Raw genomic sequence first — 23,332 nt, forward strand, 5'->3', positions numbered from 1 at the left:
CGCCCTGTCGATGACAGAGCGTTTTTTGGTATGTTCTATGTGTTTACATGTCAGATTATACTGCTATCGTAGCAAATCTTTTTAGAGCTGTGGTGGCTGGTATCCTGGCTGTGGAGCCGCTGTAGGAGAAGCCATACTTTCACGTGCTGGTGGAGGATTCTGTCTCAGCCACTCGATCTGCTGGAGTACCTCATGTTCTGCTTGCTGATTTAAATCGCGTACCATACGCGGAATCATGAATAGATCAATCACAATCCAGACAAATAAAGGAAAGCCGGTTACCAGCATCAGAATAAGGAATGGCAAGCGTAATCCTTCATTAAATTCTGCGGCAAAAGCAAATCCAAAATAAGCAGCCATAGCCAGTAAAAACAATACAAGCTGAATAATTGCACTGACTGTACGTCTCAGATAAAAACGGTGAACCCCCAGATGTCCGCCAATTAGCATCAGGTAGGATAGTGCCAGAGATTTCTCTCTGGGCCGTAATTCCGAGTTGAGTAGCATCAGTTCTTGTGGAGATAATTCGTATCTGGTTAACATAATGGAATCAGTAATTGTAGCTTGGCGGCGTGATTGGCTTTTGAATGAGAATCTGATCGATAATACTGCTTTCTACATAAGCATTACGTTCTTTTACCCAAGTATGCAGCAGGAAGGCATCCACAACCCACCATACGCCTGTAACGATCATACCTACACCCGTCAGTGAAAGGATTAATTGTGTTACCGCTGTTCCGATCTTACCCATGTAAAAACGATGTCCTCCAAAAATGCCCAGGAAGTACCATAGTACATAAGCGACAACCATGTTTTTACCATACGTTTTGACTTCCGATTCCAACAGCATCAGTTCGCGTGCGTCCAACTGACTTTTGCGCTGCATGTTGTAACTCATTCCCATACATAACCCCTCGATTTCTAAATGTAATAACGTATTCCAATAACAATGCCATTTTAACAACAATATGGAATATTATCTACCTTCTTCTACGGCTTTAAGCGGCTGGGGTTACAGGAATTCCGCAAAAATTTACATTATTTCCATGCAGCCATGCTATATATGAACAGCAACAGGGATAAAGATACCAATCAAAAAAGACCCAAATCCGGTGAGTCGTTATCCGGGTTTGGGTCTTTAATTATAGAGTGATAAAGCATCATCTGTTTGTGGATCAGCCGCAGATTAATTTTCGATCACATACGTTTTCACAAAGGAAGGACGCGGGAAAATAGAAGGCTGCTGCACATCAATCCCTTCTTCGGTTTTCCGTTTGCGGTGGGCATGGCTGTAGGCTTGAGATTCCTGCCAGGCAGTGAAGTTCTCCTCGGCATCCCACAGCGTCAGGATCACATACGTATCATCATCCAGCGGACGCAGCACACGAATACCGACAAAGCCGGGTTCGTCTTCCACTTTACGTGCCCGATTCATAAAGCGGGCTTCAAAAGCAGAGCGACCATCTGCAGTAACCGGGATATTGTTGAGTACCGCAAAGCCGCCACCAATTACACCGCTGCTATCGAGCGTCTCGTAGCGAAATGTATTTTCGGAAGGAATATCAACAGGCAAAATCTCGTCGATCTCCATAACATAGCGAGTCTCCCCGTTATGATGCATCTCTACCGCATCCGGCAGATGGGCCGCCTCGGGAAATTGATCATGAATATTGCGTGAGCTTAGATAAATGTACATATACTACATCCTCCTCAGGAATCAAGACATGTAAAAACCTGTGACAATCAGCTGATGCGGATACATATTCGGTTTGTTCCATCGTATCCTTTGCTGCCAAACATCTATGTAACGCTATTGGCGCAGAGATATCTGTCTATCTATCATGTAGCATGAACAGAAAGACTGCAACTTGGGATCATATCTGCCAGCCTGTTACTTCATTAACCAGCTTTGGGCCGGATTGCTCATCAGAATACAGCTGAAATAGAAGATATTGATTCACCTGTATCTTGATATGCTTAATATATGTTGGATTCCGTAGTATGGTATACTATGAAAAATGCTGGTTGGCTGTCAGATTCAGGCGTTACGAGGAGGAAATCTATGAATTCCAGATATTTGGCAGGGATATCGCTGGCGGTTATGGCGGTGGGTTTTATTATCACGCTGTTTTTGCCCGATACCCTGCTGGTCAAGATTATTCAGGGAGGCTTTGAAGCGGGACTGGTCGGGGGGATTGCGGATTGGTTCGCGGTTACCGCATTGTTCCGTCATCCGCTGGGTCTGCCTATTCCGCATACCTCCCTGTTAACCCGTAACCGGGATAAAATTATCCGCTCGCTGATCTCGGCGATGGAGAATGAGCTGTTAAACAAAGAAAGTATTGAAGCCAAGCTTCGTCATTTCAAATTATTCCCGTTCGCCGTGTCCGCGATTACACGTCAGCTGGGTAAAAAAACGATCCGGCGCGAGCTGATTGATCTGGTCATTCCGCCGATCAGCCGTATTCCATTGGAGCCGGTATCGCGCTTTATCGCTTCCGGATTGGCTGATTATGCCCAAAAAGCCGATCTGCATGCGGCAGGCAATAAGGTACTTACGCATGCGCTGAACGAGCGTTATGATGAGAAGGCACTGGATCATATCCTGACCCAGGTACATGAATGGGCGCTTCGCCCGGCGAGCCGGGACAAGCTGGGCGAGATTGCCAGCGAGCAGCTTGAAAATGTCAATCTGGGCGGTCTCAAAGGATTTGCTTTCCAGGCGTTTGCCGGTATGATGAACGCGGAGAGCCTCGGTGGTATTTTGCAAAATATTCTGCTGTCAACCGTGTCCAATCTGCAGCAAGCGGATAGCGAATATCGCGAATCCATTTTGCGTGAGGTACGGGTACAATTGTTCCAGGTCGTGGATGAAGAGAACAACTGGGACCGCATCAAGGACTGGACGCGGGCTACGCTTGAAGGCGATGCAGCCAATATCTTTATGATGGAGCGTCTGGAAGAATTGCGCGGTATGATCGTCGGTATGCTGGAGCGCGAACGCGACAGCGGCGGACGTCACCTGTTCATTATGTATCGCTCGATTATTCGTGACCTGAGCAAAGACCAGGAGAAAATCAATGCCTGGGAAGAGCGCCTGCTGCAAGGAATTATCGGTGTAGTCGGACGCAACCATTATCGTCTCGGTCAGCTGGTCAAAGAAAATCTGGATCAGATGGACAACGATACACTGGTGCATATGCTGGAAGAGAAAGTCGGCAATGATCTGCAGTGGATTCGGGTCAACGGCGCGATTTGTGGATTTATCGTCGGTCTGATCCTGACAGTGATCCAGCTGCTGGTAGCATAACAGCAGGTTGGATTTGGTAGGACACGCTCGGATGCTGCATACCGTATGACGGATAGCAGCGATGAGCAAATCTGCGATCCTGCAGATCAGTCCTGTTTCGGATATAATACCAAATACATCAATTCACAATAAAAAGGCATTCCAGCTGCATAATGGAATGCCTTTTTTGATGATTCAAAAAGAAGTTGTTTTTCTATAGACTTAAACGCACAACGCACAACGCACAACGCACAACGCACAACGCACAACGCACAACGCACAATACAGAAAAAATATCCGTATACGACGTAAGCGCGAACTAGCTGTCCAGAATAGACAGGCCGCGGAAAACAAGGGATTCATACGGCCGCAATGTTACGGTGCGATGCTCTCTGGCATCCTCGGCAATCTGCTCGGAATGAGCACCCTGAGTACCGATAATCAGCTCGGCATTTTTCAGTCGATCGGCCAGATGCTGATCCAGCTGCAATTCCGCTTCCGAACGCGAGAAGTTCAGGATAACCATCCAGTGTTCATCATCCCATTCACGGGTATAAGCAAAAATCTGCTTGTGCTCCGAAATAATGCATTCGTATTTGCCGTACATAAGAGCCGAGCTTTCCTTGCGAATATGGATCAGCTTGCGATACAGGTGCAAAATGGAATCGGGGTTATCCTGATTGGACTGTACATTGATCTCGGCTGCATTCGGATTAACCGGAATCCATGGCTGATCCTGGGAGAAGCCAGCATGTTCACTGTCATCCCACTGCATCGGGGTACGTGCATTATCCCTTGCTTTGCTGCGGATACGCTTCATGATGACTTCGGGATCTTCATCGTACTGTTCCACCATTTTTTTGTAATATACCTGGGCTTGCTGCTCGGTAACATCATCGATGGTATGCAGATGTGTAGCATTGGTCATGCCAATCTCGTCTCCCTGATAAATATGCGGTGTACCACGCAATGTTAGCAGGAAAATCCCTAGCATTTTCGCAGATTCTTCCCGGTACTCGCCTTCGTCACCCAGATACGAGACCAGGCGCGGATGATCATGATTGCTCAGATAGATGCCCATCCATCCTTCGCCATACAGGTCTTTTTGCCATTTGGCGATAATTTCCTTGAGCTCGTGTAGCTCCCATGGTTTGCTTTTCCACATATCCTGCGGATCATCGCATATTTTGGAAGCTTCGATCATCAGGATAATATTCAGTTCTTCCCGCGCAGGGTTGCTGTAGGCTTTGACGTCATCCAGCGTGACATCCGAAGCTTCGCCGGTTGTGAAAATATCATAGTGCGAGAAGACTTCCTTATACATTTCATGCAGATATTCGTGAATATGAGGACCGTTTTTGTAGAATTCCGAGGAATTGGCCTGCATATTGCCCGTATCTTTGGCATCGGGGAAACGGGTATCTTTGGAGATGGAATTGACCGCATCAATCCGGTATCCATCAATGCCCAGATCCAGCCAATAGCGCATCGCTTTGTGCATATCCTTGCGTACGTTAGGGTTATCCCAGTTCAGATCCGGCTGCTTGGTTCCATAGGAATGCAGATAATATTGTCCGGTCTGCTCGTCCAGCTGCCACATGGAGTCTCCGAGGAACGATGTCCAGTTATTGGGCGGACCTCCATCCGGTGCAGGGTCGCGCCAGAAGTAATAGTCCCGGTATGGATTGTCTTTGGAAGAACGGGATTCCTGGAACCATGGATGTTCGTCCGAGGTATGATTGATGACCAGATCCATAATTAGTCTCATATCGCGCTGGTGGATTTCATGCAGCAGCTGTTTCCATTCTTCCAGCGTGCCATACTCGGGATTGATATCGTAATAATTGGTAATATCATATCCATAATCGGCGTTACTGGTTGGATAGACAGGCGTAAGCCAGAGAATATCTACGCCCAGATCCTGGAGGTAATCCAGACGGGAAATAATGCCTGGAATATCGCCGATTCCGTCATTATTACTATCTTGGAAGCTGCGGGGATAAATTTCGTAAATAACGCTTTCTTTCCAGAATTCCGGTTTCATAATTTTTTTCATGTCGCTTCTCCTATTCCAGCGTAAAAGTAAATTCTATGTTTTGATGTATTTTGGGAAGACTTTATCTCAATTGCACAATATCAAATTGTAAACTAACATCTATATACATACCCGCATACAGCTTACAGAAATCCGGCTACTATGAAAAGATAAGCACAAAAGAGACATGACGAAGATCAATCACTTGCTGTCTGTTCAGGGTAATAGAATAAGGAAGTTGCAGGAAGGGGGAGGATAGCATGATACAAGCTGAGGTCATTCAATCGGAGCAAGGCTGGACGTGGTTCCGTCAGCAGGATAGCACCCATTTGATTGAGCACCCGGATTTTGACGAACGTATTCAGAAATGGGCATCAGAGAGCTTGATGTGCCGTCATAATCATATTTCAACAAATTCTCATCTGGAAGGAACCCATACGATGAGTGGTACATTAACCGCCAAGCTGACCGATGAGCCTCATGACAGCTGGCTGCTCCATTACTATATTTCCGGCGACAAGCTGGTAACAGTAGGCGATATGAGCTGGCTGGTGCATCAGGTTGAGCCTCAGGATTGGGACCGGCATATCAGCAGTCTGTCCAGACCGGTAGAAGGATTCCTATTTATTATGAATTCGTTTATCAGGACTTTGTTTGCACGTATGGACGAGATCGAGGTGGATCTAACCGATATTGAAGAACGCATGAGGAAAAGTAACGGCAGCCGCCTGCTGCGTGAGATTATTGATCTGCGCAATCAGCTGACGCGCTGGAATCTGCATACGGTGGCTCTTCGCGAGATTGAATACGGAGTGGAAGAGACATTCCCCGAGATTATCGATCATTCGGAGACATACCGGATTCTGAGCATTTATCTCAAACGTATCCGCATGCTGCAGCAGAATTATGAACACGAGATCGATTCCCTGCTCAAAGTGGATGATAATATAGCCAATTATCGCTCCAATACGATTATGAAGACGCTGACCGTATTCACGGTACTGCTGACTCCGATGACAGCCCTGGGCGCGATCTGGGGAATGAATTTCAAAAATATGCCCGAGCTGGAATGGAAATGGGGTTATGCAGGAGCATTGGGTCTGATCTTCGGACTAACGCTGGTGACGTATCTATGGCTGCGCAGTACCGGCCTGACCGGCGATATTCTCAATATGGATATGAGCCGTGACAAAAACAAGGATCTGCGTAAATAGCTTACGCTCCTGCCTGCTATCACAGCCCAGGTTGCGCATATACTGCTGTCTGAGACGCTTTTTGCCAAAGCGTCCTGTTGGCATGCCCATTTTCCAGATTAGACACGATCTGTAAACAAATGCATTGCTTGTTCCGATAATGAATAAATTGTTGCCATTTGTAACAATTATCGAGTTGTTCGGTTATTTGTTAGATGGTAACGTACATAGAGTCTGGAATAGACTAAAAGGAATAATTTCCATAATCTAGGCGATACAATGTTGGGAATTTCAAGTTAGACGACATCAGGACGCAAACAAAAACGGTTGCCCGTACCTATAAAAGAAGATAAACGGGTGTAACTTTATCCGCACAGGGGCTGTCTAATAGACAGGGATAATGGAACAAGTACAGTTAATCAGGGGACAAGGGGATGACAAAGTGAAAAAGCAAATCAGTTCAGCGTTGTTGGCAGCAACACTAGTAGTCAGTGGAGGGTTACATACACCATCTGCAGAAGCAGCAAAACCGATCCAGATTACCGTGAATGGCGTACCACTGGTCACCGATCAGGCACCCGTCATGTCAGGATCGCGCACAATGGTTCCGCTGCGTGGCGTTTTTGAAGCACTCGACGCCAAAGTTCTGTGGAAACAAAGCAACAAGACCGTTACAGCCGTCAAAGGCACAACGACCGTCGTACTGCCGGTTGGCTCTACCCGTGCGACTATCAACGACAAGTTGACTGCTATGGATGTTCCGGCCAAGGTCATCAAAGGCAGAGTGATGGTGCCACTGCGCTTTGTGACCGAAGCAATGGGCAGTAAAGTCGGCTGGAACAAAGCGACACAGACCGTAAGTATTACAACCAGCAAAGCAGCAACAATTCCTCCGGTTACGACTACACCATCGACAGGCGCCGTATCACCGGTGTCCTATGTCAATGCCAGTGTGATCGGCCAGCAGGGGAATGGCAGTGATCTGCAGGTTGCTTTCCCGGGATCTGCAAGTGCATCGGCTGTTAGCCAGTATCGCATTCTGGTCGTCAAATCCAGCAATATGAACACATTTAATCTGGCATCCGCGCAAAACGTGCCGGCAGCCAACTATCAGGTCGTACCCAAAGGCAGCAGCAACTATACGATTACCCTTTTGCCACAATCAAGAGATACAGATGGCGCCCTGATCCAGAAAAATGTCAGCTACCGTGTGTATGTACTGGCTGTCGGCAATCCTGGCTATACCAGCACACTGACGATGGCGCAGACGGTTATCAATCTGGGCAGTACCGTATCTGCCTCCGCTACACCGGGCGAAGTAAAAGCAAGCGATGTAGCAGACAATGGAGACGGACGCGATCTATCCGTATCATTCAACAAGGTATCTGACGAGAGCAAGGTATCTTCCTACCGTATCTTTGTTGTTCCTTCCAATAATGCCAGCAGCTTTAGCACATCGGAAGCAGGCAAAGTAAACAGCGATAACTATACCAGCGTAACCAAGGACGGTTCCAACCATACCGTACGCCTGAAGTCTTCCACACGTGATACAAGTGGCAAAGTATTGACAGAAGGTGTCTCTTATACCGTATTTGTAACAGCAGTCAACAGCGGCGGGGACACGCTTGGATTGTCTGCAGCCTCCAACTCGCTGACACTCGGCAAAGCTGTCGATGCACCATCCATTACCAAAGTAACCGATGTAGGCAACAATGGAGATGCCCGCGATTTGCAGGTCTCCTTTGATAAAATTGCCAATGAGTCCCGAATCAGCGGCTATCGGGTGTTCGTCGTACGCAGCACCAATTCCGGTGATTTTGATTTGGAAAAAGCGAGTGCGCTGAATTCCAGCCGCTACATGGATGTATCCAAAACAGGCAGCGACCGTGAAGTCACTCTGTCTTCTTCCCTCAAGGACAATAATGGCGACAATATCAAAAACGATGTCTCCTACCGTGTATTCGTGATGTCCAGAGGAACAGGATCGTACAGCAATTCCTTGTCTTCCGCTTCTTCCACAATCACACTCACGTCAAACAGCAAAACCGTAGGCAGCACCAACGGAGTCAGCGTCAGCGATGTGAGCGATTATGGAGACGGACGTGATCTGCAGGTGTCCTTTAACAAATCCGGCGATGAGAATCTGGTCAGCCAGTACCGCGTCCTGGTCGTCAAATCCGGCGACTCCAGCAACTTTACCCAGACCAAGGCTCAAAAGGTATCCAGCTCCAATTACACTTCGGTTAGCAAAAACGGCTCCAATCGTGTGATTGTGCTGTCTTCCGGAGCGCGTGATGTAGATGGCGATCTGGTCAAAAATGGAGTGGCTTATCGGGTATTCGTCCTGAGCGTTGGCTCCGGAGATGCTTCCGATACGTACTCGCTGTCTTCCGCTTCCAGTACTATTACACTGGGAGGCAGTACGGCAGCTGCGGTAGTAAATGGATTGGCTATCAGCAACAGCGGTGCGAACAGTAACCCGTCCGATGTGACGGTGAGCTTTACGCCTGCCAACGATACCGGCATTTCCGAATACCGTATTATTGTAGTGCGCAATGATCAGAGTAGCGGTTTCAATCTGAGTACAGCCAATTCCGTATCTTCCGCCAACTATACACGTATCGCCAAAACAGCTTCCAAAGTCACCCAGGCACTGCCTGCAGGTACCAAGGACTACAATGGCAATGCGATTGATAAAAATGTAAGCTACCGTGTGTTTGTACTCACTGTAGCCGACGGTTCTGTACGTTCGGTCAATGCACTGTCCGGCGCTTCCAATGATTTTGTGATCGCCAACAAGACAGTTGCGGCGCCGACCAATGTTACAGCCACTGCCGATAATAATGCAGGTGCTATCCGCGTAAACTTTAACCGCCCTTCTGACAGCTCGGCGATCGGCTCCTATGCGGTAATGCTGGTGCCTGCTGCAAGTGCAGACAGCTTTACACTGGCCGATGCCAACCGTGTGAATAGTTCCCGTTACCAGACGGTGACCGGCTCCACATATAGCGAATGGGCATTCAGCACCTCCAACGTAGATGTAAATGGTGCATCGATTCGTCCAGGTGTAGCATACAAGGCATTTGTTCTGTCTGTAGCCAATGGACGGGATGCGACTGTCAATGCATTGTCTGTCGCTTCCCGCGAAGCACAGATGAATATCCAGTAATTCGATAAAAGTACGGCAATAGTATTGTAAAAGCTTGGCGCGATAGTATTCTGCCTATTTCTAAAGCCCTTTCCGGTTCGACAATCGGAGAGGGCTTTTTGAATGTGCAGCTTCAGGTCTGCTGCTCCCAGGTTACTAGGAGGAGTCTCTTGTCCTGGGCTGTTGTGATGAATCTGCTGCTCCGGGACTGCTATGATGAATCTACTGTATTCTACTGACTGCTATAAAAGAACCCACAACACAGCTCGCTGTATACGAATTTGACGGATATCCGGGTAAAAGGGGTAAGATGAAAGAGAACTATCCTATCTTATGCCGAAGATGGCGGAAAGAGGCAGTGCAATGGATTATGTGAAGCTTGGACATACAGGACTGGATGTATCCCGGATCTGCCTGGGATGCATGAGTTACGGAATTCCGGATCGGGGACCTCATCCGTGGACACTGAACGAAGAAGAGAGTCGGCCTTTTATCCGGCAGGCGCTGGATGCAGGCATCAACTTTTTTGATACAGCGAATGTGTATTCGGATGGTACGAGTGAAGAGATTGTGGGCCGTGCGCTTCGGGATTTTGCCAATCGCGATGAAGTGGTGATTGCCACCAAGGTACATGGCAAAATGCGTCCAGGTCCTAATGGCGGCGGATTATCCCGCAAAGTGATCATGACGGAGATCGATAACAGTCTCAAGCGTCTCGGAACAGACTATGTGGATCTATATCAGATTCACCGCTGGGACCCGAATACACCGATTGAAGAAACACTCGAAGCGCTCCATGATGTGGTACGTGCCGGCAAGGCTCGCTATATTGGTGCTTCTTCCATGTATGCTTGGCAATTTATGAAGGCATTGGATATTTCCAAACGTAATGGCTGGGCTTCTTTTGTATCGATGCAGAATTATGTGAATTTATTATACCGGGAAGAAGAACGCGAGATGCTGCCGCTCTGTAAAGCAGAAGGAATCGGTGTGATTCCATGGAGTCCACTGGCACGCGGCAGACTGACCCGTGACTGGGAAGCAGAGACGACCCGTTCCGAAAGCGATACATTTGGTCAGGGATTATATGCGAATACTGCTGATGCCGATCGCCAGGTGGTAGAGCGTGTAGCGCAAATTGCAGAGCAGCGTGGTATTCCTCGGGCGCAGGTCGCACTGGCTTGGGTACTGCAAAAAGAACCAATCACCGCGCCAATCGTAGGTGCGACCAAACTGAATCATTTGGAGGATGCAGTTGCCGCATTGGATGTTCAGCTGACTGCAGATGAGATTCGCCAGCTGGAAGAACCTTATGTACCGCATCCGGTTGTAGGATTCCAATAAATATAGTTTCGAGTGTTTTTATATTTTATAAATAAATATTCATCCTGTATTTCAATTCAAACAAGCACGTTAGCGAATTATGCGCTTAACGTGCTTGTTATTTATTCCGTCCATTTATACAGAAGAGATAGTTCTTTATTGATCATTTTTTGTCGATCATTCTTTATTAGCTGTTCTTTGTTGGTTGCTTTTTATTGATTATTTTTTGCTTGTTATTCTTCGTTTGTCATTCTTTAATAGTAGTTCTCTACGTGTTCTTCATACCCGTTTGTACTCCAATTCTGCAGGCTGTCAGGCAATATGACGCGCGGTAATAATTTTATTTTTACCGGAACGTTTGGCCTGATACAGATAATTGTCTACTTGCTCAAATAGCTCTTCTTTGGTCAGCCCCGGTTCGCAGCTATGCAGCCCCACACTAACCGTTACGGTCTGGTTGTTCAGCTCTTTCCAGCGCAGTCCGGATAGATGACTGCGTATATTCTCGACCAGCTCATACGCTTCATCAAAGTTCTTGTCCAGAATCAGCAGAGCGAATTCTTCACCGCCATATCGGGCAGCGATATCGCTTGAAGAAATATACTGCTGGATCACCTGGGATACAATGCCGAGCACCATATCTCCGACCCGGTGGCCGTACGTATCATTAATTTGCTTGAAATTATCGATATCCAGCAGAGCCAGATGCAGATCGGACCCCTGGCTGGCATAATCAAAGGCTGTATCATAATAATCGCGAAAAGAGATCTGATTGTACAAGTTGGTCAATCCGTCTGTCTTGGAGAGCTTGCTCATAATAGCATTACGAACGATCAGTTCCTGCTTGGCCTGCATCGTCTGCTGCAGATCACCCAGCAGTTCACGACCGCTTATCAGAATAATATGGGCAATAATCGTACCTGCCAGAATAAATGAGGGAGTAGCGACAGCGTCAAAGGAGGATAGGAATTCACGGAAGTGTGCGTCACTCAGATATAGAGTTACAAACGTCACCATTTGCAGGATAGAAGAAAACCACAACAGTCGTTTTCTAAAAAAAATGACGGAAGAGAATATGGGCATCAGACAGAGCGCAGGAATAATGCGGATATCATAGTTGAGATAAATAATCACCCACGTAATAAATGTGCTGGTAATAGACATGGCATAGAAAATAAAGTGCGGCTGCTGCCTGTGAATCCAATGTGTCCAGATAATCATACTGCTCATCAGAATGACAGGAACCAGCAGGGTATGAATATAAAACTCATATTTGCTTATTGGATAATACAGAAATAAAAAACACCCTAACTGGGCGATAGTATGAACAAAAACGACAAGCCAGTAGGAACGGATAAACTTGCTGATCCATTTGGATTGATTGCCCAGCTGTTCGGGATAATTATGGGGAAGCTCCAAAAATTTCATAAAATCACCATACTGCCTGATTCAAATGTAGATTGCATATTAACCTAATTATTATAGATCATTAATTAGGCAGATTAAAAGGCAAGCATTACCAATCAACGCTCAAATAAAAAAGTATATTCGTTAACAGCATCATGAAGAAACGAAAGAAGTAAATACCTGCTCCGCCGGTTCTCTGCAACCTTCTATATTATAGAAGAAGATAAATCGGTCATCTGTCCAATTCCAGTAGACCGGGTTTCACTTTGGTCAGGAGTGTTAAATATAATAAAGACAAGTCGATAAAAAGAAGCAGCCATTCTTCCCTAATGCACGTAACATCCAATATTCACTACAGGAGGCACAGATCATGACTACTTATACAACACCGCTGGAGATTGAACATCATACTGTAGCTACGAACGGGATCAACCTGCACGTTGCACAGGCAGGTCCGGTGGATGGACCACTCGTTATTTTACTGCATGGATTCCCCGAGTTCTGGCACGGCTGGATGAATCAGATCGAAGCATTGGTCGCCGAAGGATACCGGGTATGGGCTCCCGATCAGCGCGGATATAATCTGAGCGACAAGCCGCAGGGGATCGACTCCTATACACTGGATGTACTAGTGGATGATATTGCCGGGCTGATCCAATCATCCGGACATGCACAGGTAGATATGGTAGGGCATGACTGGGGAGCGATTGTACTGTGGAGACTGTCGGAACGTTATCCGGAGCTGATCCGTCGCCAGGTGATTATGAATGTGCCGCATCCGGCAGTCATGATGGACTTTTTGAAAAGCCATGCCAAACAGATGATGAAGAGTGCCTATGTATTCTTTTTCCAGATTCCCGATCTGCCCGAGAAAATTCTGGCGGCCAAGGATTGGAAGCGTCTGACCGGTATGCTGCAGCAGTCTGCCAATGAAGGAGCCTTTTCCGAAGAGGAGCTGGATCTATACCGTGCAGCCTGGTCTCAGCCGGGAGCCGATACAGCGATGCTTAACTGGTATCGTGCGCTGATGCAAAAAAGACCGGACATTTCCGATACAGCTATGATCACGGTACCGACACGTATGATCTGGGGTTCCAATGATCAGGCACTCAGCAAAGAAATGTCTGATCTGAGTATCCGCAAATGCGAAAACGGAGAATTGATCCATTTGGACCACTGTACACACTGGCTTCACCATGAAGATCCAAAGCGCGTCAATACATTGATATTGCAGCATTTGAAGTACGATTAAACACAAAAAAAATAAAATTACAAAAATTACCTTATAGTCATTGTTTTTATTCAGGTTATGGGTTATAATAAGAATATCGAAATCGTGACCTGAACTCACATATTGTAGAGGGTTATTATTTTGAAGGTTTATAACCTTGTACAATATGTGATTTTTCTATTTTATCGGATGTATTTTCCTCTGAATAAAGAAGGTCATGTAAATTTAATTTTGGAGGTATTCCACATGCAAACAGGTACAGTAAAATGGTTTAACGCAGAAAAAGGTTTTGGTTTCATCGAGGTTGAAGGTGGCAACGATGTATTCGTTCACTTCTCCGCTATCCAAGGTGACGGCTTCAAAACTTTGGACGAAGGCCAACGCGTAGAATTCAACGTAGTTGAAGGAAACCGTGGACCACAAGCTGAAAACGTTGTAAAACTGTAATTCAGCTAAGAGACGCCCTTAACGTTTGTTAAGGGTGTTTTTTTATTAAGCAAGCCCATGTATTTCCATGAGCTGGATGATACGGTATTTTTTACTGTTGTTATATTCTTTATCGGTAGTAACCCGTGTACATTGAATAGATGGCCGCAAATACTAGCGAAATATTGATCACGCTCTGGGAGGGGACTACATGTACTATTCACGGAAAAATCCACTGCAAGAAATTCCTACAGAAATGACGGATATCTGGGTATGCACGGATTCGGAGTGCAACGGCTGGATGCGTAACGATTATGCACTCGCAGAAGAGCCGGTTTGTTCACAGTGCAAGTCACCTATGACCCGAGGCCAAAAAGAATTGCCTGTTCTGGATTATGCATATTCCAGCAAGGGTAAAGCTGCTAAAAAGAAATAATAGCCCAAGCACATAGGATTATATGAACGTGCCACTTTATTGAGAGCATCTGAACAGGCTCCGGTAGGGTGGTTTTTTGTTTGTGTCCAGAAAGTATAATCCTTTACATAAAATTTACGCAAATCACTTTACAACGTGTACAGGTATTGTATGATATAGTTTGTTCCAATTGTTTGAGATCTATCCGACGGCATTTGATCGGATACAGATGATGAGTTCTTGATCGCAAGGCATGACCTATACCATATGAATAAGGTGACGAATACGAATGAAACCAATTGATTTGCAATATAAGATGCCTGCCGAGTGGACAGCGCATGAACGTACCCTGTTATCCTGGCCGGTACAGGATTCCATGGTGTATCCGGATGATTACGAAAATGTATGCAAAGGCTACCAGGAGCTGGTTAGTGCCATTGCCGAGTTTGAGCCGGTTACACTGGTCGTAAATCCGGATGATCTGGAGAAAGTACAAGCTTTGTTCCAGGGACAAACCGTAGATTTCCTGCCACTGGAGCACAACGATGCATGGCTGCGTGATAACGGACCGACCATTGTTGTGAATGAAGCTGGTGAACGTGCCGGTATCAACTGGGGATTTAATGCCTGGGGTGGGAAGTACGAGCCATGGGATCTGGATGATGCTGTCGCACCGGCTGTACTGAAGCATCTCGGCCTGCGTCAATTTGATGCTCCGCTCGTGCTCGAAGGTGGATCGATCCATGTGGATGGCGAAGGCACCATGCTGACGACCGAAGAATGTCTGTTGAATACCAACCGCAATCCGCAGCTGTCCCGTGAACAGATCGAACAGCATGTTAAGGATTTCACCAATGTAGAGCAGATTATCTGGCTGAATCGTGGTCTGGCTGGTGACGAGACCGATGGTCATGTTGACAATGTCGCTTGTTTTGCTGCGCCGGGTAAAGTCATTCTTCAAGTGTGCAATGATCCTGCCGATGATAATTATGAGATTACCCAGGAGAATCTGCGTATTCTCGCCGATGCGACCGACGCACGTGGACGCAAGCTGGAAGTGATCCAGATCGAACAGCCACCGCTGGTCATGTATGGCGAGCAGCGTCTGACACTGAGCTATTTGAATTTCTACTTTGTAAATGGCGGTATTATTCTGCCGGTATTCGGTGGTACCGCTGAACAAGCAGACCGTAATGCGATCGAAGTACTGCAGCAGACTTTCCCGGATCGCAAGATTCGCACGATTGACGGAATGGCAGTTATCCGCGAAGGCGGTAACGTGCACTGTACCACCCAGCAGATTCCTGCAGGCAAGTAAGCGCCGGCAGATATTTACTAATTATAGACAAATGTAACGGTATATATAGAAGCAATAGCTGTATAAATAGCAGTCAGCGGTAAGGTTATACCAAAGACAGCAGGTTACGAACGCAAATCCATTCCGGAAAGGATGAACCCCATATCATGAGAAATGTAAAAGTAGCAGCTACACAAATGGGCTGTTCCTGGGATATCGACGAGAACATCCGCAAAGCAGACCGCCTCGTACGCGAAGCAGCAGCACAGGGTGCGCAGATTATTTTGCTGCAGGAGCTGTTTGAGACGCCGTACTTCTGCCAAAAGGAAAAAGCAGAGTATTACCAGTATGCTACCGAACTGGAGCACAACAAAGCGATCAATCATTTCCGCGCAGTAGCCAAAGAACTGGATGTTGTGCTGCCAATCAGTTTTTATGAAAAGAAAAACTATGCGCGTTATAACTCCCTGGCTGTGATCGATGCAGACGGCGAGATTCTGGGTCGCTACCGCAAAAGTCATATCCCGGATGGTCCGGGCTATGAGGAGAAGTTTTACTTTAACCCGGGAGATACCGGTTTCCAGGTATGGGATACCAAATATGCCAAAATCGGCGTAGGTATCTGCTGGGATCAATGGTATCCGGAAGCGGCACGCTGCATGGCACTGATGGGGGCAGAGCTGCTGTTCTACCCGACAGCGATCGGCTCGGAGCCGCAGGATACGTCGATTGATTCCAAGGATCACTGGCAGGCATGTATGCTCGGCCATGCAGGCGCCAACCTGATTCCGGTTATCGCCTCCAATCGTATCGGCAAAGAAGAAGACGAAGACTCTTCGATCAATTTCTACGGTTCTTCCTTTATCGCTGGCCCACAGGGTAACAAAGTCCAGGAAGCGGATCGCAGCAGTGAAGGTGTGCTGGTAGCTGAATTTGATCTGGATCTGCTGGAGACCCAGCGTCTGGAGTGGGGGATTTTCCGCGACCGTCGTCCGGATCTGTACCAGATGATTGCTACGTATGACGGTGAACGCAGAATCAAGTAATCCGATATGACGATTGCCGGGACAGGAAGGATCGTTGCCTTCTTGATCATTCCGGTGTATCCGGGTGTTATTTGCAACAACGGATGATATAGCCATAGCAGATATACAAAACACAAAGTAGCCAATATACAAAAACAGGCGGCAGATCATGATATACGATGATCTACCGCCTGTTTTATTTGGTTATCGGATATTCGGATCTATGGGTACAGGCTGATTAGTACATTATCCAGCTAATAGAAGAATAGCAGCATGCAGCTTATTCGACGGCTTGCTTGATACTGCTTAATTCAGGTTTGGTTATCGCAGGTGTCTCGGTTGTGCAGCAGCCTGCGCATGTTCGTGCTGCAGGACAGCTTGTACAGGCGCCCTGTTTGCTTTTTTGCCAGAATCGGTAAAACATCCAGCCTGTATACAGCAGGATAACCGGCAGCAGAATCCAATTGATCATATACAAAACCTCTTTTCCTTTTGAATAGACATGCGAACATTACTGCTGGCAAAAAGTATCATGTATATCCGAGCAACCGGCCCAGCTGGTAAATCAGTAAAGCCAGTATATAAGCGATCAGTACAGCATACAGGATCGAGAAACCGGCCCATTTCCAGGATTGTGTTTCTTTGCGAATAACGCTGACAGTAGCGAGGCAGGGTGTATACAGCAGCACAAATACCATAAAACTAAAGGCCTGCAAGGCTGTGAACGCATGGCTCAGCTGTGCACCAAGTCCCTCTATCGTAGGTGCATGATAGATAATGTTCATGGTAGAGACAACGACTTCCTTGGCCATAAATCCAGTCAGCAGTGCAGCAACTGCTTGCCATGTACCGAATCCGATCGGGTCCAGCAGAGGGGCGAATACGCCGCCAATCGCTGCCAGAAAACTATGATCCATATCTACGCCATAGCCCTGCATACCCAGATGCGACAATAGCCAGATCGCCACCGAGCCGGCGAGAATGATGGTGCCTGCTTTGTGCAGGAATCCTTTGACTTTTTCCCAGGTATTACGGAAAAGCGAGAGCGGCTGTGGAACACGATAAGGCGGCAGCTCTACGAGAAAAAACGACTTTTCCCTGGCAAACAATGGACTGTTCGACAGAAGTCTCGCCAGTCCCAGCGCGACGACCATACCAAGTACATACAGAATCATAACGACAATAGCCTGATGACGGGCGAAAAATACACCGGCAAACAGTGTATAGACGGGCAGCCGGGCAGAGCAGGACATCAGCGGCACGAGTAGAATGGTCAGCAGACGCTCACGCCGCTGCTCAATTGTACGGGCAGCCATTACGGCAGGCACATTGCAGCCAAATCCGATAATAAACGGGATAAAGGCTTTGCCGTTCAATCCGACATATTCCATCATCCGGTCCATCAGCAGGGTAATCCGTGCCATATAACCCGAGTCTTCGACCAGCGAAATCATCAGGAAGAGGATCGCAATCTGTGGCATGAATACAAGCACTCCGCCTACACCGGCAATCATTCCGTCGACGATCAATCCCTGTGTAAATGTGGAAGCACCGAGCAGCTGCAGCAGGGAAGTAGCGCCGCTGCTAACCGGACCAGCTATCAGCGCATCGATTTGGTCAGCCAGCAGATTACCCGCCCAATCAAAGGTCAATTTAAAAATAGCAAACATCATGAATAGAAAGATGGGAATACCGAACAGTGGATGAGTGAGTACGGCATCGACCTTCTCGGTAAGTGTCCGGCTGCCGGCGCGACTATGGTCTGCTGTCAGATTGTACAGATGAGTGATCCACTGTGTACGGATTCGGCGCAGATATTCTGCTGGCGTGGAATCCTCACTATCTGCAGCCAATCGGGTACAACATGATTCCAGCTGCTGTCCAATCCAGTCAGGAGACAATAGGGAATACGCATATTGCTCGACCACTGGATTGCCCTCTATGAGTTGAAGTGCTACCCAGCGTACATACTGCGGTGTACGTTCTGGCAGGGTAGGCTGGATTGCTGCGGCGAGCGTAAGCAGCGTATCCTCAACGATAAGTCCATAATCCAGCCGGAAAGAACGCTTTGTCTTGTTATCCTTGGAAGGAAGATCCACCAACTGCTGTAGCAAAGCATCTGTGCCCTGTCCAGAGCGGGCAATAATCGGCAGAACTGGAACCTTTAGCTCTGCAGATAGTCGTTGTTCATCGATAAATATTCCCCGTCCGCGCGCTACATCGATCATATTCAGGCCAATGACCATGGGACAGCCATATTCCAGCAGCTGCACAGTAAGGTACAGATTACGTTCCAGCTGCGAGGCATCCACGATATTGATCAGACTCGCAGGCGGTTCATCAATCAGAAATTGGGAAGTGACTCCCTCGTCCAGGGAGAGAGGATGCAGCGAGTAAGCGCCAGGTAGATCGACCAGCAGCGCGGATTTGTCACGCAGGGTACCTACCTTTTTCTCTACCGTTACTCCAGCCCAATTGCCTACACTCGCATACGAACGAGTCAGTTTGTTGAACAGAGAAGTTTTTCCGGTATTGGGATTGCCGAACAGGGCAATAGTATTCATGAACCAACAACCTCCAGCAGACGGGCTTCGCGCTGACGGATGCCAATAAATTGTCCTTTGTATTCGATAATAATCGGCCCACCCCAGAGACCCCGGCGGGTAATCGAAATCTTCGTACCTTCACGGATACCCAGATCCATCAACCGCCGGCGCAGCAGCAGATCGATACCGTCGAGAGAATGAACACGCACCGAGTGACCGGATGGTATAGAAGTTAATTGTAGGGCTGAACAGAGATACACAATTTCATCTCCTTATTGAGAATGATTATCATTTTAGATGTGTGTAAAATAACACAGGTTAGATGATCTGCACTATGATGTATTTCTCTTTAACAGGAATTATTTATAGAAAAAATCTTGAGATGCATCCAATATCAGAAAATTGGTACCGATAAACTAAATATAGGATCAACCAAAAAATACATAAAATAGGTCGATTGAAGAAAGGAAGGAATGTGTTCATGGAGCTATCCGTTTGGGTCACGATGATTGCGGTCTGTCTGAGTATCTTCAGTTTGTTTGTCTGCCTATGCATATGGGCTATTAAGGGATGTTATTATGTGTACGGGCTTATCTATCCGCAAAGTTATGAGAAATATAATATTTTAGAGCTTAACCTGATCTATAATCGCGGCAAAGTATATCGTAATGCCATCTTTGCTGGATTGCTGTCTCTGTATAATAAAGGGCTTATTACAATATCACTGCATCCCAAGCATTGGACAGATGTTCGTAAGCTTCGCTTTACACTGACCGAGCAATTCGAGTACACAGAGCTAAGTGAAGATGAGCAATATTTGGTAGACTGGTTATTTCAGCATAAAGAGGGATACCAATTCCGTCTTAATACCATTGCCGGTCCTTTGCCAAATGAGACAGAGGATATAGAGCGACTTCAATTTTATCGGGAGCGGTTATGGCAATTGAATGAAGATCTGGCGGAATGGAAAGAAGTGTTGCAGAACACATGGAATTTGAAGAAGCTGCAGGAAAAAATGTGGATTCGAAAACTGTTCGTTCTGCTTGGCGGCTTGACCATTACGATGATTTGTATCTTGCTGTTTCTCGGCGAACTTGAAGAGATTTGGCTTGTATCACCTATAATTGTAGTTGGTTTCGGATGGTTATTGATATTTTTATATGTGACAGATTGGTCTAGGAATGCTTTGTTGATCTATGCGGGCTGTATGTGCGCTGTTTGTATCATATATGGTATTGTTCAAAATCCGAATGTATTATTGATAATCATTGCCATATTCTGCTGTTTGCTGCCCGTATATGTATTGCCTTTTAGCCGCAAACAGCTACGCTATTCACAAGTTCGCTGGTTTAAAAGACATCTAATGCGTGGGAAATATCAATATGTTGATGATCCGCAGCGGCTGGAATACTTAATTCAGGCGAGTATCGTACTTCAATGTGGTGAAGTTTTTATGGACAGGCATCAGGAATGGATCGAATGGCAGACTGATGAGCATGAAGAAAATCATACTTTTCTAATGCATGCATGGCAAATGGTAGAGGCAGAAGCGGCTATTTTTGATTTATATCCTGTAGTTGCACGTTGGCGAGGACGATATGAAGTCGTGCATTCCGAGGATGGAGAAGATTGTGTCGCATACTACTATGACGACTATTACAGCAGTGATTATTATGATGCCAGTGACCCGGCAAGCGGTGACAGTGACTACTATAGCAGCGATAGTTCAAGCGACTCATCGAGCAATGATAGCTCTAGCGATTCGTCCAGCAGTAGTTCAGATTCCTCGGATAGTTCCAGCAGCTCCAGTAGTAGCTCCAGTGATTAGCCGATAGAGTACGAATACTGCTGCTTATTCACAATTATAAACAGTGGATATTGCTGCCTATAACCCGACCCAAGGACAGATGCTCTATGCAGAGATATCTGTCTTTTTGTTATTCAGCTGCAATATCAACAGATTCAGTATGATTGGCGGTTCTTCACCAGTCTATATCGGTTAATGGGTAGGGAGGGAATATCGGCTGTATGTACCATAATCCGCCATATTGTTATCCATTATTCAAATTGCAATATTTCTAATAGACAGCTTGCAATACGCATAATAAACAGCCAATTCGAGAGGAGCTTCCACCGATGAATAATACACGCTATATTACATTAAAAGATGGAACGCAGCTGCCTGCTATCGGGCAGGGGACGTGGAATATGGGAGATGATTCTGCTCGCAAAGCAGAGGAGATCCAGGCGCTTCAATATGGATTGGAGCTGGGAATGAACGTGATCGATACGGCAGAAATGTATGGCGAAGGACGATCCGAGTCACTGGTCGGCGAAGCCATTCAGGGACGACGGGATGACGTATTCCTCGTATCCAAGGTATATCCGCATAATGCAGGCGGTGAACGGCTGATCAACAGCTGCGAGAACAGCCTGAAGCGTCTGGGAACCGATCATCTGGATCTGTATTTGCTGCATTGGCGCGGTCAGATTCCTTTACATGATACAGTGGAAGGCATGGAAAAGCTGGTTCAGCAGGGCAAAATCCGCCGCTGGGGTGTATCGAATCTGGATGTAGAGGATATGAATGCACTACTCAGTCTGCCGGATGGCAAAAATTGCGCAACCAATCAGGTATTGTATCATCTCGGTTCGCGCGGGATTGAACTGGATTTACTGCCTTGGCAGGAAGAGCACCAGATGCCAATTATGGCCTATTCGCCGCTGGCCCAGGCAGGCACATTGCGACGGGAACTGCTGTCTCATCAGGCATTACAGGACGTTGCTGAACAGCAGGGAGCACATCCTTTTCAGATTATGCTGGCCTGGTGTATTCGTAGCGGTAACGTGATGGCGATTCCCAAGGCATCCAGCCGTGAACATGCCGAGAGCAACGCAACGGCTGCAGCGATCGAGCTGACGTCCGAGCAGCTGGATCTGCTAAATGGAGCTTTTGCTGCACCGTCGCACAAAGTACCACTGGACATGATTTGATATGAAACACCATTATCTGTTTGTCAGCAGCTGGACGATTGGCACACCCCGTGAGCAGTTATGGGAGCTGGCTGATCATATCGAGAATATCGACTTTTGGGATAATGTAAACTTCGAAAAGGTGGAACAGGGCAGCGGGCCGGAAGGAATCGGCGATGTTTTTCGTTGTACCTTTAAGACAAAAATGTTGTTTCGGCTTTCTATTCTGCTCAAAGTCACAGATAAACAAAAACCCGATCAGTTTACCTTGGAAGTAGAAGGGCCGCTGTCGGGTATCGGTACCTGCTTTATGAGTAAAACGGATGATGGACAATCAACTATGCTCCGGTGCGAATGGAAAGTACGTATCCACCATCGCCTGCTGAGAACTGCCAACCGGGCAATGCGTCCGGTGTATATATGGAGTCACGATAAGGTGATGGATGAAGGTGTATATGGCTTAGCCAGACAGTTAAATGCGGAAGTTACGAACGCTCATCATGAAACTACAATATACCGCTAATTCCCGGCATTGAACGAATTCATGGAGGGTTAACGATGGGGAAGTACCAGTTTACAGACAGCTGGCTGCTGGAGGCAGACATATCGGATGTATGGCATCTGATCAGCCATTTTGAGCAGATTAACTGCTGGCAGGGTGTGTCTTTTGACAAGTTGGACGATCATGATCATCCTGCCGGTATTGGAGACAAGTATCTGATGAATATGAAGACCAAACTGTGGTACAGTCTGTCTTTTCACTTTCATGTGATCGAGAAGCAGGCACCCTACCTGATCCGGATGCAGGCTTCCGGTGATCTGAAAGGGTATGGGGTCTTTCGTTTGGAGCAGGTGGGCAACTGTACAAGGCTGCATTATTATTGGGAAGCCCAGACGCGCAAGTTCTGGATGAATCTGTGCGAGCCATGGCTGAGACCTTTTTTTATCTGGAATCATAACCGGGTAGTAGGAGAGGGGATTCGGGGATTGTCTGATTATTTAGATACTCGGCTGATATGATTCT

At 46.9% G+C, this 23,332-nt stretch carries 21 protein-coding genes; 13 read left to right on the forward strand and 8 right to left on the reverse strand.

Annotated features, from left to right (window positions below):
- Positions 1–81 precede the first annotated feature (81 nt).
- From AR543_RS04215 to AR543_RS04225, 3 genes are all read right to left on the reverse strand, one after another.
- Positions 82–543 carry a TM2 domain-containing protein gene (locus tag AR543_RS04215; RefSeq protein ID WP_227871831.1) on the reverse strand — a complete coding sequence of 154 codons (462 nt, stop codon included), beginning with the start codon at positions 541–543 and terminating at the stop codon, positions 82–84.
- A gap of 7 nt (positions 544–550) precedes the next feature.
- Positions 551–898 (reverse strand): TM2 domain-containing protein, encoded by a 348-nt coding sequence (locus tag AR543_RS04220; RefSeq protein ID WP_060536628.1) that lies wholly within the window; start codon positions 896–898, stop codon positions 551–553.
- Between the two features lie 288 nt (positions 899–1,186).
- Positions 1,187–1,696: an antibiotic biosynthesis monooxygenase family protein gene (locus tag AR543_RS04225; RefSeq protein ID WP_082472111.1), complete on the reverse strand. Its 510-nt coding sequence runs from the start codon at positions 1,694–1,696 to the stop codon at positions 1,187–1,189.
- A gap of 366 nt (positions 1,697–2,062) precedes the next feature.
- Between AR543_RS04225 and AR543_RS04230 the strand changes: the two genes are divergently transcribed.
- Positions 2,063–3,310 (forward strand): DUF445 domain-containing protein, encoded by a 1,248-nt coding sequence (locus AR543_RS04230; RefSeq protein ID WP_060532090.1) that lies wholly within the window; start codon positions 2,063–2,065, stop codon positions 3,308–3,310.
- Between the two features lie 298 nt (positions 3,311–3,608).
- Here AR543_RS04230 and AR543_RS04235 read toward each other — a convergent pair whose 3' ends face one another.
- Positions 3,609–5,345 carry a glycoside hydrolase family 13 protein gene (locus AR543_RS04235; RefSeq protein ID WP_082472112.1) on the reverse strand — a complete coding sequence of 579 codons (1,737 nt, stop codon included), beginning with the start codon at positions 5,343–5,345 and terminating at the stop codon, positions 3,609–3,611.
- 239 nt (positions 5,346–5,584) lie between these two features.
- On the opposite strand from AR543_RS04235, the gene AR543_RS04240 reads away from it, so the two are divergent.
- The 3 genes from AR543_RS04240 (at position 5,585) to AR543_RS04250 (ending at position 11,009) form a co-directional block, all read left to right on the forward strand.
- Complete coding sequence (locus AR543_RS04240; protein ID WP_060532092.1) at positions 5,585–6,538, forward strand: CorA family divalent cation transporter; 954 nt, start codon at positions 5,585–5,587, stop codon at positions 6,536–6,538.
- 379 nt (positions 6,539–6,917) lie between these two features.
- Positions 6,918–9,686, forward strand: coding sequence for a copper amine oxidase N-terminal domain-containing protein (locus tag AR543_RS04245; protein WP_064505554.1), 2,769 nt, complete (start codon positions 6,918–6,920; stop codon positions 9,684–9,686).
- Between the two features lie 342 nt (positions 9,687–10,028).
- The gene (locus AR543_RS04250; RefSeq protein ID WP_060532095.1) at positions 10,029–11,009 is read left to right on the forward strand and encodes an aldo/keto reductase; all 981 of its coding nucleotides are present in this window, start codon (positions 10,029–10,031) and stop codon (positions 11,007–11,009) included.
- A 291-nt stretch (positions 11,010–11,300) separates the two neighbouring features.
- Here the strand turns inward: AR543_RS04250 and AR543_RS04255 are convergent, their stop codons facing one another.
- Positions 11,301–12,416 (reverse strand): GGDEF domain-containing protein, encoded by a 1,116-nt coding sequence (locus tag AR543_RS04255; RefSeq protein ID WP_060532097.1) that lies wholly within the window; start codon positions 12,414–12,416, stop codon positions 11,301–11,303.
- Between the two features lie 349 nt (positions 12,417–12,765).
- On the opposite strand from AR543_RS04255, the gene AR543_RS04260 reads away from it, so the two are divergent.
- The 5 genes from AR543_RS04260 (at position 12,766) to aguB (ending at position 16,810) form a co-directional block, all read left to right on the forward strand.
- Positions 12,766–13,647 carry an alpha/beta fold hydrolase gene (locus AR543_RS04260; protein WP_060532099.1) on the forward strand — a complete coding sequence of 294 codons (882 nt, stop codon included), beginning with the start codon at positions 12,766–12,768 and terminating at the stop codon, positions 13,645–13,647.
- A 225-nt stretch (positions 13,648–13,872) separates the two neighbouring features.
- Positions 13,873–14,073 carry a cold-shock protein gene (locus tag AR543_RS04265; RefSeq protein ID WP_017813974.1) on the forward strand — a complete coding sequence of 67 codons (201 nt, stop codon included), beginning with the start codon at positions 13,873–13,875 and terminating at the stop codon, positions 14,071–14,073.
- Positions 14,074–14,263: 190 nt separating this feature from the next.
- Entirely contained in the window at positions 14,264–14,488 is a 225-nt protein-coding gene (locus tag AR543_RS04270) for a cold-shock protein (protein ID WP_017813975.1), read from the forward strand.
- 268 nt (positions 14,489–14,756) lie between these two features.
- The gene (locus AR543_RS04275) at positions 14,757–15,785 is read left to right on the forward strand and encodes an agmatine deiminase family protein (protein WP_060532101.1); all 1,029 of its coding nucleotides are present in this window, start codon (positions 14,757–14,759) and stop codon (positions 15,783–15,785) included.
- Positions 15,786–15,931: 146 nt separating this feature from the next.
- Positions 15,932–16,810: an N-carbamoylputrescine amidase gene (aguB, locus tag AR543_RS04280; RefSeq protein WP_060532103.1), complete on the forward strand. Its 879-nt coding sequence runs from the start codon at positions 15,932–15,934 to the stop codon at positions 16,808–16,810.
- A gap of 259 nt (positions 16,811–17,069) precedes the next feature.
- Here aguB and AR543_RS04285 read toward each other — a convergent pair whose 3' ends face one another.
- From AR543_RS04285 to AR543_RS04295, 3 genes are read right to left on the reverse strand one after another with little or no spacing between them, the layout of a single operon-like run.
- Positions 17,070–17,261: a FeoB-associated Cys-rich membrane protein gene (locus AR543_RS04285; protein WP_060532106.1), complete on the reverse strand. Its 192-nt coding sequence runs from the start codon at positions 17,259–17,261 to the stop codon at positions 17,070–17,072.
- 58 nt (positions 17,262–17,319) lie between these two features.
- Complete coding sequence (feoB, locus tag AR543_RS04290; protein WP_060532108.1) at positions 17,320–19,353, reverse strand: ferrous iron transport protein B; 2,034 nt, start codon at positions 19,351–19,353, stop codon at positions 17,320–17,322.
- Complete coding sequence (locus AR543_RS04295) at positions 19,350–19,595, reverse strand: FeoA family protein (RefSeq protein WP_064505555.1); 246 nt, start codon at positions 19,593–19,595, stop codon at positions 19,350–19,352. Before AR543_RS04295 ends, feoB begins: the two co-directional genes overlap by 4 nt.
- Before the next feature lie 221 nt (positions 19,596–19,816).
- Here AR543_RS04295 and AR543_RS04300 point away from each other — a divergent pair, with 221 nt between their 5' ends.
- From AR543_RS04300 to AR543_RS04315, 4 genes are all read left to right on the forward strand, one after another.
- Complete coding sequence (locus tag AR543_RS04300) at positions 19,817–21,163, forward strand: DUF2207 family protein (protein ID WP_060532110.1); 1,347 nt, start codon at positions 19,817–19,819, stop codon at positions 21,161–21,163.
- 308 nt (positions 21,164–21,471) lie between these two features.
- Positions 21,472–22,329, forward strand: a complete 858-nt coding sequence (locus AR543_RS04305; RefSeq protein ID WP_060532112.1) for an aldo/keto reductase — start codon at positions 21,472–21,474, stop codon at positions 22,327–22,329.
- A 1-nt stretch (position 22,330) separates the two neighbouring features.
- Complete coding sequence (locus tag AR543_RS04310) at positions 22,331–22,831, forward strand: SRPBCC family protein (protein WP_060532114.1); 501 nt, start codon at positions 22,331–22,333, stop codon at positions 22,829–22,831.
- 35 nt (positions 22,832–22,866) lie between these two features.
- Positions 22,867–23,328: an SRPBCC family protein gene (locus tag AR543_RS04315; RefSeq protein ID WP_060532116.1), complete on the forward strand. Its 462-nt coding sequence runs from the start codon at positions 22,867–22,869 to the stop codon at positions 23,326–23,328.
- Positions 23,329–23,332 lie beyond the last annotated feature (4 nt).

Source organism: Paenibacillus bovis (genome assembly GCF_001421015.2).
In the GTDB taxonomy this organism is placed as follows: Bacteria; Bacillota; Bacilli; order Paenibacillales; family Paenibacillaceae; genus Saccharibacillus; species Saccharibacillus bovis.

What these genes read in the sequence shown, in the direction of transcription:
- AR543_RS04305 (WP_060532112.1), top strand. Translation starts at nt 21,472, where the DNA reads ATGAATAATACACGCTATATTACATTAAAAGATGGAACGCAGCTGCCT.
- AR543_RS04245 (WP_064505554.1), top strand. Translation starts at nt 6,918, where the DNA reads ATGGAACAAGTACAGTTAATCAGGGGACAAGGGGATGACAAAGTGAAA.
- aguB (WP_060532103.1), top strand. Translation starts at nt 15,932, where the DNA reads ATGAGAAATGTAAAAGTAGCAGCTACACAAATGGGCTGTTCCTGGGAT.
- AR543_RS04220 (WP_060536628.1), bottom strand. Translation starts at nt 898, where the DNA reads ATGAGTTACAACATGCAGCGCAAAAGTCAGTTGGACGCACGCGAACTG.
- AR543_RS04250 (WP_060532095.1), top strand. Translation starts at nt 10,029, where the DNA reads ATGGATTATGTGAAGCTTGGACATACAGGACTGGATGTATCCCGGATC.
- AR543_RS04270 (WP_017813975.1), top strand. Translation starts at nt 14,264, where the DNA reads ATGTACTATTCACGGAAAAATCCACTGCAAGAAATTCCTACAGAAATG.
- AR543_RS04255 (WP_060532097.1), bottom strand. Translation starts at nt 12,416, where the DNA reads ATGAAATTTTTGGAGCTTCCCCATAATTATCCCGAACAGCTGGGCAAT.
- AR543_RS04315 (WP_060532116.1), top strand. Translation starts at nt 22,867, where the DNA reads ATGGGGAAGTACCAGTTTACAGACAGCTGGCTGCTGGAGGCAGACATA.
- AR543_RS04285 (WP_060532106.1), bottom strand. Translation starts at nt 17,261, where the DNA reads ATGATCAATTGGATTCTGCTGCCGGTTATCCTGCTGTATACAGGCTGG.
- AR543_RS04265 (WP_017813974.1), top strand. Translation starts at nt 13,873, where the DNA reads ATGCAAACAGGTACAGTAAAATGGTTTAACGCAGAAAAAGGTTTTGGT.
- AR543_RS04300 (WP_060532110.1), top strand. Translation starts at nt 19,817, where the DNA reads ATGGAGCTATCCGTTTGGGTCACGATGATTGCGGTCTGTCTGAGTATC.
- AR543_RS04215 (WP_227871831.1), bottom strand. Translation starts at nt 543, where the DNA reads ATGTTAACCAGATACGAATTATCTCCACAAGAACTGATGCTACTCAAC.
- AR543_RS04240 (WP_060532092.1), top strand. Translation starts at nt 5,585, where the DNA reads ATGATACAAGCTGAGGTCATTCAATCGGAGCAAGGCTGGACGTGGTTC.
- AR543_RS04310 (WP_060532114.1), top strand. Translation starts at nt 22,331, where the DNA reads ATGAAACACCATTATCTGTTTGTCAGCAGCTGGACGATTGGCACACCC.
- feoB (WP_060532108.1), bottom strand. Translation starts at nt 19,353, where the DNA reads ATGAATACTATTGCCCTGTTCGGCAATCCCAATACCGGAAAAACTTCT.
- AR543_RS04260 (WP_060532099.1), top strand. Translation starts at nt 12,766, where the DNA reads ATGACTACTTATACAACACCGCTGGAGATTGAACATCATACTGTAGCT.
- AR543_RS04225 (WP_082472111.1), bottom strand. Translation starts at nt 1,696, where the DNA reads ATGTACATTTATCTAAGCTCACGCAATATTCATGATCAATTTCCCGAG.
- AR543_RS04275 (WP_060532101.1), top strand. Translation starts at nt 14,757, where the DNA reads ATGAAACCAATTGATTTGCAATATAAGATGCCTGCCGAGTGGACAGCG.
- AR543_RS04230 (WP_060532090.1), top strand. Translation starts at nt 2,063, where the DNA reads ATGAATTCCAGATATTTGGCAGGGATATCGCTGGCGGTTATGGCGGTG.
- AR543_RS04235 (WP_082472112.1), bottom strand. Translation starts at nt 5,345, where the DNA reads ATGAAAAAAATTATGAAACCGGAATTCTGGAAAGAAAGCGTTATTTAC.